13 protein-coding genes are annotated in these 14,891 nt (G+C 40.4%); 3 read left to right on the top strand and 10 right to left on the bottom strand.

What is annotated here, in order from left to right:
• Positions 1–9: 9 nt before the first annotated feature.
• From argH to AAKU52_RS04475, 9 genes are all read right to left on the bottom strand, one after another.
• A complete protein-coding gene (gene argH / locus AAKU52_RS04515; RefSeq protein ID WP_354330684.1) occupies positions 10–1,341 on the bottom strand; it encodes an argininosuccinate lyase in 1,332 nt (443 codons plus the stop codon).
• Positions 1,342–1,512: 171 nt separating this feature from the next.
• Positions 1,513–2,580 (bottom strand): M20 family metallo-hydrolase, encoded by a 1,068-nt coding sequence (locus tag AAKU52_RS04510; protein WP_354330682.1) that lies wholly within the window; start codon positions 2,578–2,580, stop codon positions 1,513–1,515.
• Between the two features lies 1 nt (position 2,581).
• Positions 2,582–3,400 (bottom strand): pyrroline-5-carboxylate reductase, encoded by an 819-nt coding sequence (gene proC, locus AAKU52_RS04505; RefSeq protein ID WP_354330680.1) that lies wholly within the window; start codon positions 3,398–3,400, stop codon positions 2,582–2,584.
• 2 nt (positions 3,401–3,402) lie between these two features.
• Entirely contained in the window at positions 3,403–4,191 is a 789-nt protein-coding gene (gene argB, locus AAKU52_RS04500; protein WP_354330677.1) for an acetylglutamate kinase, read from the bottom strand.
• 17 nt (positions 4,192–4,208) lie between these two features.
• Entirely contained in the window at positions 4,209–5,174 is a 966-nt protein-coding gene (locus tag AAKU52_RS04495; RefSeq protein WP_354330675.1) for a Rossmann-fold NAD(P)-binding domain-containing protein, read from the bottom strand.
• The gene (locus tag AAKU52_RS04490; protein WP_354330673.1) at positions 5,171–6,304 is read right to left on the bottom strand and encodes an aspartate aminotransferase family protein; all 1,134 of its coding nucleotides are present in this window, start codon (positions 6,302–6,304) and stop codon (positions 5,171–5,173) included. Before AAKU52_RS04490 ends, AAKU52_RS04495 begins: the two co-directional genes overlap by 4 nt.
• 85 nt (positions 6,305–6,389) lie before the next feature.
• Entirely contained in the window at positions 6,390–7,361 is a 972-nt protein-coding gene (gene argC, locus AAKU52_RS04485) for an N-acetyl-gamma-glutamyl-phosphate reductase (protein ID WP_354330671.1), read from the bottom strand.
• On the bottom strand, positions 7,351–8,544 hold the full coding sequence (gene argG / locus AAKU52_RS04480) for an argininosuccinate synthase (protein WP_354330669.1): 1,194 nt from the start codon (positions 8,542–8,544) through the stop codon (positions 7,351–7,353). The genes argC and argG overlap by 11 nt, the downstream gene beginning before the upstream one ends.
• A gap of 95 nt (positions 8,545–8,639) precedes the next feature.
• Positions 8,640–9,287: a GNAT family N-acetyltransferase gene (locus tag AAKU52_RS04475; protein WP_354330667.1), complete on the bottom strand. Its 648-nt coding sequence runs from the start codon at positions 9,285–9,287 to the stop codon at positions 8,640–8,642.
• A 488-nt stretch (positions 9,288–9,775) separates the two neighbouring features.
• On the opposite strand from AAKU52_RS04475, the gene namA reads away from it, so the two are divergent.
• The 3 genes from namA to AAKU52_RS04460 all read left to right on the top strand — a co-directional run bounded on the left by namA (position 9,776) and on the right by AAKU52_RS04460 (position 11,955).
• The gene (namA, locus tag AAKU52_RS04470) at positions 9,776–10,852 is read left to right on the top strand and encodes an NADPH dehydrogenase NamA (protein WP_354330665.1); all 1,077 of its coding nucleotides are present in this window, start codon (positions 9,776–9,778) and stop codon (positions 10,850–10,852) included.
• Positions 10,853–10,962: 110 nt separating this feature from the next.
• A complete protein-coding gene (locus AAKU52_RS04465) occupies positions 10,963–11,268 on the top strand; it encodes a YbaB/EbfC family nucleoid-associated protein (protein WP_354330663.1) in 306 nt (101 codons plus the stop codon).
• Between the two features lie 9 nt (positions 11,269–11,277).
• Positions 11,278–11,955 (top strand): metal-dependent hydrolase, encoded by a 678-nt coding sequence (locus AAKU52_RS04460; RefSeq protein ID WP_354330662.1) that lies wholly within the window; start codon positions 11,278–11,280, stop codon positions 11,953–11,955.
• 84 nt (positions 11,956–12,039) lie between these two features.
• Here the strand turns inward: AAKU52_RS04460 and polA are convergent, their stop codons facing one another.
• The gene (gene polA / locus AAKU52_RS04455; RefSeq protein ID WP_354330660.1) at positions 12,040–14,850 is read right to left on the bottom strand and encodes a DNA polymerase I; all 2,811 of its coding nucleotides are present in this window, start codon (positions 14,848–14,850) and stop codon (positions 12,040–12,042) included.
• Positions 14,851–14,891 lie beyond the last annotated feature (41 nt).

The raw sequence follows: 14,891 nt of genomic DNA, 5'->3' as shown, positions 1-14,891 counted from the left end.
GTAAAAAATTTAAGCCAGCAATTTATCTATGGCTTCATTAGTCTTTTCAAATTTAAACTGCACCAATACTTCGTTCATCATTTGGGCAATCTCTTCATTGCATAAATTACCAATACTGCCCTCATGAGTATGGTTAACTTGCGTATTTGGTTGAAAGGTACCATTTTCAATGGTCTGTCCAACTATTTTATAAGCCTCCCTAAAAGGAACGCCTTTAAGCGCTAAATCGTTCACCACTTCTACACTAAACAAATAAGCATATTTTTTATCGCTTAAGATATCAGCTTTGATGCTGATGTTTTGCAGCATAAAAGTAGCCATGGTTAAACATTCATTCAGGGAATTGATAGCCGGAAAAAGGTTTTCCTTTAATAGCTGCAGGTCTCGGTGGTAGCCTGATGGCAAATTGGTGGTCATCATGGCAATTTCATTAGGCAATGCCTGTATTTTATTACAGCGGGAGCGAATGAGCTCAAACACGTCAGGGTTCTTTTTATGGGGCATAATGCTCGATCCTGTTGTAAGCTCATCTGGGAAACTGATAAATGCAAAGTTCTGGTTGATGAACAAGCAAACATCCATGGCCATTTTAGCCAGTGAAGCCGCAATGGAAGACATAGCCTGTGCCAAAATGCGTTCTGTTTTACCTCTTCCCATTTGTGCATAGACCACATTGTAATTTAAAGCTTCAAAACCCAATAAATTGGTGGTCATTGTTCTGTTTAATGGAAATGAAGAGCCATAACCCGCAGCAGAGCCTAAAGGGTTTTTGTTACAAATCTTCCAGGCAGCCAGCATAACTTCCATGTCATCTACTAAACTTTCTGCATAAGCGCCAAACCACAAGCCAAAAGAAGAAGGCATGGCAATTTGCAAATGGGTATAACCGGGTAACAATTTGTCCTTATGGGTTTCGCTTAGGGTTTGTAACTCCTGGAATAATACGTTGGTATTGCCCACCATTTCTTCAATGCGGTGTCTAAAAAATAATTTCAGGTCTACCAGTACCTGGTCATTCCGCGAACGGCCACTATGGATTTTTTTTCCCGCTTCGCCGATTCTTTTTGTTAACAGCCATTCTATCTGCGAGTGAACATCCTCTACGGTACTTTCGATCACAAATTTACCGGCTTCTATTTCGGAATAAATATTTTTAAGTTCTTTTTGTATGCTTAAAAGTTCGGCTGTGGTAAGTAAACCAATACTTTCCAGCATTTCTGCATGCGCAAGGGAACCTAATACATCAAAAGAAGCCATTTCTAAATCCAGCTCCCTGTCTTTACCTACAGTAAAAGTTTCAATGTCTTTATTTACGTCTATATTTTTTTGCCAGATTTTCATTAGATGTTATTGTTTTTTAACGGTCATGAAGCTTGTACCTAACCGTTTATTCTTATTTATTAGTAAGATATAATAATTTATAAATAAGCTGATGAAGCTTATACCTCAAAATTACTTTTAGGCATTTATTGTAAAAATAAGTATAAATCCCGAGAGGGTAATTAAGCAGGATTATTTGCCTTGAATAACAGGTTTCAACATTTCGATATAAAGCTGTATGCCTTCGCCAATTTCATCAACAAAAACATATTCATCTGCCATGTGCGAACGTGCAGAATCACCAGGGCCTATTTTGACTGATGGGATGCTAAGTAAAGCCTGATCTGACGTTGTTGGAGAACCATAAGTACTCCTTCCAAGCGCGATGCCAGACTGCACAAAAGGGTGTGCTTTATCAATGGAAGAAGGCTTTAACCTTGTTGAACGCGGTTTCACATCGCAATCAACATTGGTCTTGATAATCCTTAAAACCTCTTCATTGGAATAAGCATCAGTTACCCGCACATCAACAGTAAACGTACAAACAGCTGGCACTACATTATGTTGAGAGCCAGCGTTAATGATCGTCACCGACATTTTAAGCGGTCCAAAGACCTCAGACACCTTAGAAAAACGGTAATTACGGAACCATTCCATATCCTTCAATGCCTTATAAATGGCATTATCCCCTTCTTCTCTAGCCGCATGTCCGGCTTTACCATGTACGGTACAATCCAAAACCAATAAACCACGTTCTGCAATAGCAAGGTTCATTAAGGTAGGTTCGCCAACAATGGCAAACTCCAGTTCACCAAGATCGGGCAATATACATTCCAGGCCATTCACACCAGAGATTTCCTCTTCTGCCGTTGCCGCCAAACAAAGGTTATAACTTAAACCCTCCTGTTCATAAAAGTATAGAAAAGTAGCGATCAACGACACCAGGCACCCGCCGGCATCATTACTACCCAGGCCAAATAACTTGCCGACTTCAATTTCCGGGGCATAAGGATTACGGGTATAACCTGGATTTGGTTTTACCGTATCGTGATGAGAATTGAGCAGTATGGTTGGTTTTAACGGATCAAAATGTAAATTATAAGCCCAAACATTGTTATGTTTCCGATGGGTTTTAACCTTTCTGTCCTGTAAAAATTGCACAATCGCAGCAGCAGTTTTTGTTTCTTCCTTACTAAAAGATTGTATGCTGATGAGTTGTTGTAACAAGGCTAAGCTAGCCTCTTGCAGTTGTGCGGTCATACTATTCTTTAGTATATAAGTTTCCTGCTTTTTGTGCAGATAATTTAATGCCTTTAATTAATGAAGAACTGAAGCCATTGTGCTCCATTTCGTTTAATCCGGCAATGGTACATCCCTTTGGGGAAGTTACTTTATCAATTTCCTGTTCAGGATGAGATTGCATTTGCAGCAGTAAATCTGCAGCACCTTTAGCGGTTTGAACAGCCATTTTCAAGGCTTCGTCGGCATGGAAGCCTATTTCAACACCACCTTGCGAAGCCGCACGGATTGCTCTTAAAAAGAAAGCGATACCACAGGCGCATAAAGCGGTAGCTGCAGTCATCAGGTCTTCATTAATTTTAACCACAGCACCCACCGTTTCAAACATCCGGGTAACTTCTTTAACCTGCCCCTCGCTGCCATTATCGGTAGCGACACAAGTCATTGATTGTCCGATGGCAATAGCGGTATTCGGCATAGCCCTCACTACATGCACCTGTTCTGTTAAACGGGAACGGATATCCTGACAGGTAACTCCAGAAGCAACCGAAATGAGGAGGTGTTTTTGGGGGTCAATAAAACTGCTGATCTGATCTAAGAGCTGGTTGAGTTGTTGGGGTAAAACGGCCAAAACAATAATATCTGCACCAGCTACAGCGGCAGCATTGTCGGCAGAAACAATAAAGCCTTGGGTCGCAAAAGGCTCCAGAAGAGCTATATTGCGCCTTGTTAAGCAAATTTGTGCTGCTTGTATATAATTGGCTTTTACTAAGCCTTTCGCCAAAGAGAGGCCGATATTTCCACTACCTAAGATAGCGATTTTACCTTGATACTTTTCCATGATCAGGAGATTAAACGCGTTCCAAAATTTTGTTCATTGATGAGGGACAACTCATCTGCTTTACCGATATATACGGTGTTGACCCCAGCTTTTATGGCCTCAAAGGCATTGTGCAGCTTCGGGATCATCCCTCCAGAAACGATGCCTGCTTCTTTTAACCCTTCAAATTCATTGCTCCTGATTACCTTTACCAGTGAAGTTTCATCTTCCACATCCTTCAACACCCCTTTTTTCTCAAAGCAGTAAACCAGGCTGGTATCATAAAAAGCAGACATGGCCACGGCTACTGCCGAGGCAATCGTATCTGCATTGGTATTCAATAGCTGCCCTTCTCCATCGTGGGTAATGGCACAAAAAACAGGGGTCAAGTTTGCCTGTAAAAGGCTGCTGAGGGTACTGGAGTTAACGGAAGTTTCTTGTAGATCGCCCACAAAACCGTAGTCGATGGTTACCACCGGGCGCTTTACTGCTTGGATAATGTTGCCATCTGCACCACTTAAACCTATGGCATTGCAACCTTTAGCCTGCAACTGTGCCACCATATTTTTATTGATTAAACCAGCATATATCATGGTTACCACTTTTAGCGTTTCAATGTCAGTGATGCGCCTGCCTTCTACCAGTTTTGCTTCCACACCGAGGGAAACCCCTAAATCTGTGGCTACCTTTCCACCTCCGTGCACTAATATTTTTTTACCGGGCAGGGCTGTGAACGCTAATAAGAAACGGTGTAGGTTTGCAGAATCATCAATTACATTTCCACCAATTTTTACGACGGTAAGTTGCTCCATTTCTTTCAATTAATAGACTAAGTTAAATCTTGTAAAAGGTCTTTCAAAACCGCTTGCGCAGCCCATAAGCGGTTTCCAGCTTCGTGGATCACTAAAGAATGAGGTCCGTCTAATACTTCGGCCGACAACTCCAGGTTTCTTCTAACAGGTAAGCAATGCATTACTTTAGCGTTATTGGTATTTTTCAAATGATCATTGGTCAGCATCCATCCTTCCGGGAAAGGTAAAACCTTTCCATACTCCTCATAACTGGACCAGTTTTTTACATAAACGTAATCTGCGCCGTTTAAAGCTTCTTCTAGGTTATGGGTAATTGTTGCTCCCGGGGTAAAATCCTCCATCAACTCAAAACCTGCAGGGTGTGCAATGGTAAAATCTACCATGCCTTCTTGCTGTGCTTTACACATCCATTCTGAGAAGGAGTTCGGTACAGCTTGTGGCAATGCTTTAACATGCGGCGCCCAGGTTAAAACAACTTTCGGTTTTGCTGCACCTTTCCAGGTTTCTTTAATGGTCACTAAATCTGCCAGACTTTGTAAAGGATGACGGGTAGCACTTTCTAAACTTACCACGGGTACGCCGCAGTAGGCAATAAATTTATTGAAGAAATCTTCGTTATAATCTTCTTCCCTATTGATTAGCTTAGGGAAAGAACGCAGGCCCAGAATATCGCAATATTGACCCATAACGGCTGCAGCTTCGCGGATATGCTCTACAGTAGTTCCGTTCATCACTATGCCATCCTGGGTCTCCAGGGCCCAGCCTTCTTTATCCATGTTCATCACTATTACAGACATGCCTAAATTGATGGCCGCTTTCTGCGTGCTTAACCTGGTACGTAAGCTTGGGTTTAAGAAAATAAGTCCCAATGTTTTATTTTTTCCCAATTGCTGGTCTGCATAGGGGTTATTTTTTAAAGCTAAGGCTGCATCTACCAATTGCTTGATATCGGCAACATCTGCTACTGAGGTAAATTGTTTCATCCTTTTAAAGCGATTTTAAAGTTTTCTAAAAATTGATTGGCCTGCTCCATTGTTAAATTCAATGCTGGCAATAACCTAATCACATTAGGCTTAGCTTCTCCCGTAAAAATATGTTGTTTAAATAACAGGTTCTTTTTCACGTCAGGTTTATCTGCAGGTAATTCAATACCAATCATTAAACCACGACCACGGATTTCAACAATGCCTTCAATTTTCTTCAGCTCTTCAACCAGGAAGTTTCCAACAGCTTGTGCGTTTTCCATCAGTTGATCTTGTTCCATCACTTCCAATACGGCAAGTGCTGCTGCACAAGCCAGGTGGTTTCCACCAAAAGTGGTACCTAGCATACCATGCCATGGTTTAAATTTTGGAGCGATAGCAATTCCACCAATTGGAAAACCATTGCCCATGCCTTTAGCCATGCTATAAATATCAGCATTTACACCAGCGATATCATGCGCGTAAAACTGACCCGTTCTGCCATAACCACACTGTACACTATCGGCAATATAAACTGCATTATTTTCATCACACAAACGACGAATGGCTTGTAAGAAAGGAATAGAGGCTTCTTTTATACCGCCAACACCTTGTATGCCTTCAATAATAACGGCGGCAATTTCATGACCGAAATCCCTAAATGCATTTTCCAATGCCGCTACATCATTGTATGGAAGAAAAACAACATTTTCAGTTTCATTTACCGGGGCAATAATTCTTGTATTATCTGTTACGGCAACCGCCAGAGAAGTTCTACCATGGAAAGCTCCTTTAAAAGCAATGACCTTTTTCCTTCCATTATAGAAAGATGCAAGTTTTAGAGCATTTTCATTAGCTTCGGCACCGGAGTTACATAAAAAAAGCTGGTAATCCGTTTTGCCGGAAACCTGGCCTAATTTCTCTGCCAGCACATTTTGAATAGGTATTTTAACCGAGTTAGAGTAAAAGCCAAGGTCATGCAGCTGATCGGTAATTCTTTTAACGTAGTGTGGGTGGGTATGACCGATAGAAATAACGGCATGACCGCCATACATATCTAGGTATTCTTGTCCTTCGGCATCCCAAACGGTGCTTCCGGCGGCTTTAACAATTTCTATATTATGGAGTGGATAAACATCAAATAAATTCATTTTAATTTCATTTTAGGCGTTTTTCATCGCAATAAAATTGTTTTTAGGAGCGATGAATTTGTAAGTAGATGATTTTTTATTAATTCTAGAAGGCCGTTGCTTTAAGTGCCAGACCCTGCCGCTCAGGTAAGCCAAACATTAAATTCATATTCTGAACCGCTTGTCCGCTTGCTCCCTTTAATAAATTATCAATAATACTAACGATAAAAACTTTAGAACCATGCTTTTCTACATGAACCAAAGCTTTATTGGTATTAACCACTTGCTTTAAGTCGACGTTTTTCTTGCTCACGTGAGTAAATTCCTGGTCAGCATAAAAGTCTTCATATAGTTTCTGAAGTTCCTCTGCAGAAAGGTCAGATTCAGTATACATGGACGCAAGAATTCCACGTGAAAAATCTCCACGCTGGGGTATAAAGTTTAAACTACCGTTAAAATCAGCATCAAGTTGCAATAAGCTTTCCCCAATTTCATTTAAATGCTGGTGATCAAATGGTTTATATACAGAAAGATTATTGTTTCTCCAGCTAAAGTGGGTGGTGGGCGACAAACTTTGTCCGGCACCAGTTGACCCTGTGGTTGCATTGATGTGTACTTCTTCTTTCAGCAAGCCTGCAGCAGCTAATGGAAGCAGCCCCAATTGAATACAGGTAGCAAAACAACCTGGGTTGGCTATATTTTTTGCCGTTTTTATTGCTTCACGGTTTAATTCCGGCAAGCCGTAAACCCATGAATCCCCTGCATTGGCCTTTAACCTGAAATCCTGACTTAAATCAATAATTTTAATGGATGGATTGATGAGGTTGGCTGCTAGATACTTTTTAGCATCACCATGGCCAACACAAAGGAACAATACATCAATATCCTGTAACAGCTGACCAGAAAAGGAAAGGTCGGTATCGCCAATAAGGTCGGTATGCACAGCAGAAACAGGGTTTCCCTCATTGCTGTTGCTCAATACAAAGGCTATTTCTACTGAAGGATGGTTGATTAACAGGCGTATCATTTCGCCGCCAGTATAACCTGCACCACCAACAATGCCTGCTTTAATCTTCATGATTGTTTACTTTATGCCAGATCATTACCTGGTTGCCAAATATTTTAGAGAAGCCTTTTACGTCCTCGCCACTCCATGAATTGTTCATCTCACCATAACTACCGAATTTATTACTCATTAAATCGTGTGCTGATTCAATGCCTATAATTTGAAAACGGTAAGGCAGTAGTTCAACAAAGACCTTTCCACTAACGGTTTTCTGGGTATCTGCTAAAAAGGCTTCTATATTGCGCATTACCGGGTCATGAAATTGACCTTCGTGCAACCAGTTTCCATAAAAAGAACCTAGTTGTTCTTTCCAGGAAAGCTGCCATTTGGTTAAAGTATGTTTTTCTAAGGTATGGTGGGCTTTAATGATAACCATTGGTGCTGCAGCTTCAAAACCAACACGACCTTTAATGCCGATGATGGTGTCGCCAACATGGATATCACGACCTATACCATAAGGCTGTGCAATAGCCTGTAGTTTCTGTATGGCATTTACGGGTTCCATAGTTTCTCCATCAATGGCCACCAACTCCCCTTTGTCAAAAGTGAGCTCAATTTTACGTGCTTCGGTTGCTGTTACTTGTGTTGGCCAAGCTTCTTCAGGTAAGGTTTCGTTAGAGGTTAAAGTTTCTTTACCGCCAACAGAAGTTCCCCAAAGCCCTTTATTGATAGAGTATCTTGCTTTTTCAGCACTATAACTTACACCATGATTTTCAAGGTACTCAATTTCCGCCTCACGGGATAATTTTAAATCCCTGATAGGGGTAATAATTTCAACATTAGGAATGATGATGTTAAAGATCATATCAAAACGAACCTGGTCGTTACCCGCACCAGTACTGCCATGGGCAACATAATCTGCCCCTATTTTTTTTACATAATTAGCAATAGCAGTGGCCTGACTTACACGTTCCGCACTTACTGAAAGCGGATAAGTAGCATTTTTCAATACATTACCAAATACCAGGTATTTAACACAGCTGTCGTAATAATTGGCTGTTTCATCAACTACAACATGAGAAGTAACCCCTAAAGCATAAGCCCGAGCTTCAATTTCCTGTAATTCTTTTTCTGAGAAACCACCCGTGTTAACAACAACCGAGTGAACTTCCAAACCGCGATCCTGAGCAAGATAAATGCAACAAAATGAGGTATCTAGACCTCCGCTAAAAGCTAAAACAACTTTTTTTTTCATTGGTATATAATTAGTTTTTCAAAGGTGATGAAGCAGCCATAAAGGCATGTTTCATCATGGAATATAGGTATTTAGAATTTAATCAAGTTTTGTGTTCAAGTTTTCTTGATCACTAACATTTGTTTAATGCGCATAAAACGTTCGTAAAGCTTTGGTTTTTTCTCCAATTGTTCGGCAAACTTTTTAGCGACTTCATGTTTTTGTGTTGCCGGATCGTATAGCATAGCGGTGCACATGCAGTTTTTACGGTCCTTACTTTTCAGGATCTCAAAGTTGACGCAACTTTGGCAGCCCTTCCAGAATTCTTCATCCTGGGTCAACTCTGAATAAGTAACCGGCTCGTAACCAAGGTCAGAGTTAATTTTCATGACGGCAAGACCCGTTGTTAGACCAAATATTTTGGCTTTCGGATACTTGATAGTCGACAATTCAAATATTTTATGTTTAATAGCATGTGCCAACCCTACCTTTCGGAATGCTGGATTAACGATCAAACCAGAATTGGCAACAAACATACCATGGCTCCAGGTCTCGATATAACAAAAACCAGCCCAGCTGCCATCTTTATGAAAAGCAATAACAGCTTTACCATCCAAAATTTTACCTGCAACATAATCTGCAGAACGCTTGGCTATCCCCGTACCACGGGCTTTAGCTGATTCGGCCATTTCTTCGCAGATTTCTTCTGCAAAAACACGATGTTCAGGAAGTGCAACCTGCACTACAAAATCGTTTATATTCATTAATAGGATAACGAAAAAAGATAAAAAATCAGATTAATTGGATTTGAAGAGGAACAGTACCTCTAAGGATTTGAATCCAGAATGAAACTCAAATTCGGGGTGTATAATTTTGCCGGTGGGTAGTCACAAAAAACACGGGCTGCAAGCGTTCAATAAACAAACTTCTGGACGCAATATTTTTTGCTTCCAGGATGGATAGTTTATGCGTATTTTGCTTGCTCATTTTCTGTGTGGTTCCCTCTTTAAATTACTTGAGGTGCAAAGGTTTAAATAAATATTGAGTTGTGCAATATTTATTTAATTTTTTACAATTTATTCATATTCGCAATTGAAAATAAAACCCGGTATTTTTAGCTGGTTAAATTACTGCTTTTTAGCTTTTTTCTTTTCATGGTACAGAAGCCTTCATCAATAAAAATGAAACTGCGGTTACATCCATGTCTAAACAAAACACTACTGTTGCTGTTTATTAATTAAACAAAATATTCATGTCTTTACTCTTTTCCCCCTTTAAAATAAAAACAATTAACCTAAAAAACAGAATTGTAGTCTCCCCAATGTGCCAGTATTCCTCAGAAGATGGCTTTGCAAGCGACTGGCACCTGGTACACCTAGGCAGTCGTGCAATTGGCGGCGCGGCCTTGATTATTCAAGAAGCCAGTGCGGTATCACCCGAAGGAAGAATCTCTGCCGGCGATCTAGGAATCTGGAAGGATGAGCATATCAGCTATTTACAAAAAATTACAGCATTTATTCATGAACATGGTTCCATTGCAGGAATACAATTGGCACATGCTGGAAGAAAAGCAAGTTGCAGTCCGCCATGGGAAGGTGCAAAACAATTGCCCACCAATGCAGGCCGCTGGGAAACGTTTGCACCAAGTGCTATTCCATTCCATAAAGCTGATGTCACTCCTGAAGCACTGGACATCGAAGGTATCAAAAAAGTAATAGCTGATTTTAAAGCGGCGACCATTCGTTCCCTAACTGCAGGTTATAAAGTTATCGAAATACATGCTGCTCATGGTTATTTAATTCACCAATTTCTCTCGCCATTGAGTAACCTGAGGACTGATAATTATGGGGGAAGTTTTGAAAACCGTATCCGGTTATTGCTGGAGATTTTGGAAAGTGTACAGGAAGTGTGGCCAGCAGAAAACCCATTATTTGTGCGCATTTCTGCAACAGATTGGGCCGATGGCGGCTGGAATGCTGATGAAGCTGTACAGCTTACCGCTCTGTTGAAAAACAAGGGGGTCGATTTAATTGATTGTTCATCGGGTGGATTGACAGAGCAACAGCAAATACCACTGTTTCCGGGTTACCAGGTGCAGTTTGCAGAACGCATCAAGATAGAAACAGGTATTTCAACCGGTGCTGTAGGGCTAATTACTGAAGCCGCACAAGCAGAAGAAATTTTAGAAAAAGGACAAGCAGACCTGATATTCCTGGCGCGTGAACTTTTGAGGGATCCTTATTTTGCTTTAAATGCTGCACAAGAATTAGGTGACGACGTGAAATGGCCTGCGCAATATGAAAGAGCTAAACCAAGAAAACTAGTTTAACTGATACTCGTTTTATAGCTACTTGTATCAAGAGAACTGTTACATTAAGTTGCTTTTAAAAAAAATAAACTAATTTCCTCTAATTTCGTTTTAAATAAAAAACACAAGATATGTTTGATAAAATAATGGCCGCGCAACAAAAAGCGGAAGAGATAAAAAAAAGATTAGATACCGTTTTTGTTTACGGTGAAGTAGAAGGTGGTGCCATAAAAATTACTGCTACCGCAAATAAGGTAATTACGGCGGTGGAAATTGAAGAAGGTTTCTATAAACAGGCAGATAAAGAAGAACTGGAAGAATTGCTGCTTACGGCAATTAACAAAGCACTGGTACAAGCAGAGCAAGTGAGTGCTACAGAAATGCAATCAGCAACTAAAGATATGCTGGGTGGACTCGGTGGAATGTTTGGTGCTTAATTCATCATTATGAAATATACTTATTATGGGCATTCTTGCTTCCTTTTAGAGGCTGATGGCATCAAGTTTTTGATTGATCCTTTTATTACCCCCAACCCATTAGCTAAGTACGTCAATATAGAAGCCATTGAGGCTGATTATATTTTGGTGAGCCACGGGCATGGAGATCATGTTGCTGACCTGGTTACTTTGGCTGCTCAGACTAGAGCAAAGGTTATTGGAATGGTGGAAGTTTTGGAATGGGCAGAAAAACAAGGTGTCACCAATACCCATGCCATGAATTTTGGTAAGCAAAAGTTTGATTTTGGAACTCTGCGACTGGTATGGGCTACACATTCAAGTTCTATGCCTGATGGCAGTTATGGTGGCAATCCTGCTGGTTTTGTAATAGAAACTGGAGGTAAAACTATTTATTACGCTGGTGATACTTCTTTGAATGCTGACATGAAGTTGCTGACCGATCTGTACAAGATCGATTATGCTATTTTACCTATCGGAGGAAACTTTACCATGGATGTGGATGATGCGCTGGTTGCTACCGACTATATCAATTGCAATCAGGTGATCGGTGTTCACTACAATACTTTTCCAGTTATTGAAATCGACACTAATGAAGCTATTAAGAAATTTAAACGAGAAAATAAACAACTGTTTTTACCGGTAATAGGTGAAACGATTGAGTTGTAATCTTATCTATCTGAAAAAGGAGGCTGTCGTGATTTTTACGACAGCCTCCTTTTGTTTAAAAGTCTTTCCGAAAAGCAATAAATTTTAATGTGCTTCCAGCCAATTTTCTCCTTCGCCAATTTCCACTTCAATAGGTACTGTGGTTTTAATGGCTGTTTTCATTCGGTGAGCAATAATTTCCTTCATTTCTGCAACCTCTGTCCGCAGCACATCAAACACAAGCTCATCATGCACCTGCATAGTCATTTTAGATTGAAGGCCCCTGCTTTGAATATCGCGATGAATGTTAATCATGGCGACTTTAATCATATCCGCTGCTGAACCCTGTATCGGTGCATTGATTGCATTTCGCTCAGCAAAACCTCTTACCGTTTGATTGGCAGAATTGATATCGCGCAAATACCTTCTTCTACCAAGAATGGTTTCTACAAAACCATTCTCACGGGCAAAGTTCATGGTATCGGTCATATATCTTTTAATACCAGGATATTGCTCAAAATATTGTTCAATAATGGTAGCAGCCTCTTTACGTGGAATACCCAGGTTCTGAGACAAGCCAAAAGCGGATTGCCCATATATGATACCAAAGTTTACAGCCTTAGCATTCCTACGCTGGTCTGCACTTACTTCTTCAATAGAAACGCCATAAACTTTTGCCGCTGTAGCCGTATGGATATCAATACCACGATTAAAGGCATCCAGCATATTCTCTTCTTTACTGATTTCAGCAATGATGCGCAGCTCGATCTGCGAATAATCTGCAGAAAGTAATACATGGTTTTCATCCCTCGGAATAAAAGCTTTACGTACTTCCCTGCCCCGTTCTGTGCGGATTGGAATATTCTGCAAGTTTGGGTTATTAGAACTTAACCTTCCTGTAGCTGCAACAGCCTGGTTAAAACTCGTGTGCACCCTTCCGGTTTTAGGGTTTACCAATAATGGCAATGCATCCACGTAGGTTGACTTCAATTTTTGCAGCTGGCGGAAATCAAGGATATCTTTTACAACATCACTTTTACTGGCCAGTGCCAATAAAACATCTTCACCAGTTTGATACTGACCTGTTTTTGTTTTCTTAGCCTTAGGGTCTAATTGCAATTTATCAAATAGTACCTCCCCCAATTGCTTTGGTGAGGCCAGGTTAAAAGTTACACCACATTTTTCAAATACCGATTTTTCAAACCTTCGGATGTCTATCTCCAACTCTTTAGAATAATTTTGCAGCGTTTCGGCATCAATTTTAACCCCTTCTTTTTCGATGTCTGCCAACACATAAATCAATGGGTTTTCTACTTCAACAGCAAGCTGATAGGCATTTAAGTCTTTCAACATGGGCTCAAATAATTGGGCAAGCTGTAAAGTCACATCTGCATCTTCTGAAGCGTAATCCACAACTTGGGCTACTGGCACATCCCTCATGGTGCCCTGGTTTTTACCTTTGGCACCTATTAAGGTAGTAATAGAAATAGGGCGATAATTTAAATAGTTCTCCGATAAAAGATCCATGTTATGGCGCGTATCGGGATCAATCAGGTAATGCGCCAGCATGGTATCAAACAACCGGCCCTTAAGATGAACACCGTACCATTTCATGACCAGAATATCGTATTTAATATTTTGCCCTGTTTTAGCGATATTTTCGTTCTCCAACACCGGCCTGAATTCATCAACCAGCAGTTGTGCTTCATGTTGGTCGGCGGGTAAAGGAACATAATAGCCTGTTCCTGTTTGGATACAAAAAGATAAACCAACCAATTCGGCTATGTTTGCGTCTGTACCTGTAGTTTCCGTATCAAAAGAAATGCTTTCCTGTTGAAGTAACAGGGCGATAAGAACCTGCCTTTTTTCGGCAGTATCAACAAGTTGATAGTCGTGCTCAACATCCAGTATTGTTTTAGCAGTAGGCTGTTCAAATAAAGATGGAGGCGCAACAAACACCTTCAATTTACTGCCTTCATCTTCCATAACCTGGCCAAAAAGATCAGTTTGTAAAGAAAAATTATTTTCAGTGCTGCCAATAGTAAAGTTTTCCCCAAAAACGCGCTTGCCCAGGGTTCTGAATTCGAGCTCTGCAAATAAGGGCTCAAGCAGTTCTCTGCTGGGTTCTTCCAGTATTAAGGATTTTTCATCAAATTCCACAGGCACATCCAGTATAATCGTAGCCAGTTTTTTAGAGATCATTCCCTGTTCTGCAAACATGATTACATTTTCGCGTTGTTTGCCTTTTAACTCATGTGCATGGGCAATGATATTTTCTACCGAACCATATTGTTTGATGAGTAGTTTAGCATTTTTCTCCCCTATACCAGGGATGCCTGGAATATTATCTACGGCATCTCCCCATAAACCTAAAATATCTATAACTTGTTTAACGTCTACAATTTCCCATTTGGCTAGAACTTCTTTTACACCAATGATTTCCATGCCATTACCCATTCGGGCAGGCTTATAAATATGTATATTTTCTGATACCAACTGTGCAAAATCCTTATCAGGTGTCATGCAATACACCGTAAATCCTGCTTTCTCTGCTTCCTTGGCTAAAGTACCGATAATGTCATCGGCTTCGAAACCATCTTTGGTGATCACAGGAATTTTAAAGCCTTCTATCAGTTTAAACACATAAGGTAAAGCTGCTGAAAGATCTTCGGGCATTGCCTGGCGATGTGCTTTATAGGCTTCAAAATCTGTATGGCGCTCGGTAGGTGCTTCGGTATCAAAAACAACAGCAATATGTGTAGGATTTTCTTTCCGTAATACCTCCATTAAGGTATTTGCAAAACCCATAACGGCAGAGGTATTGATACCGGTAGAGGTAAACCTTGGGCTTTTACTTAGGGCAAAATGCGCCCTATAAATAAGCGCCATACCATCAAGAAGAAAAAGTTTTTTCATTAGTATATTTATGTTTTTAATTTGGTGAAGCTATCTTAAGC

The organism is Pedobacter sp. CG_S7, assembly GCF_040544395.1.
Lineage (GTDB): Bacteria > Bacteroidota > Bacteroidia > Sphingobacteriales > Sphingobacteriaceae > Pedobacter.
The sequence above is the reverse complement of the archived record's forward strand: the minus strand, read 5'-3'. Positions and strand labels throughout refer to the sequence as shown.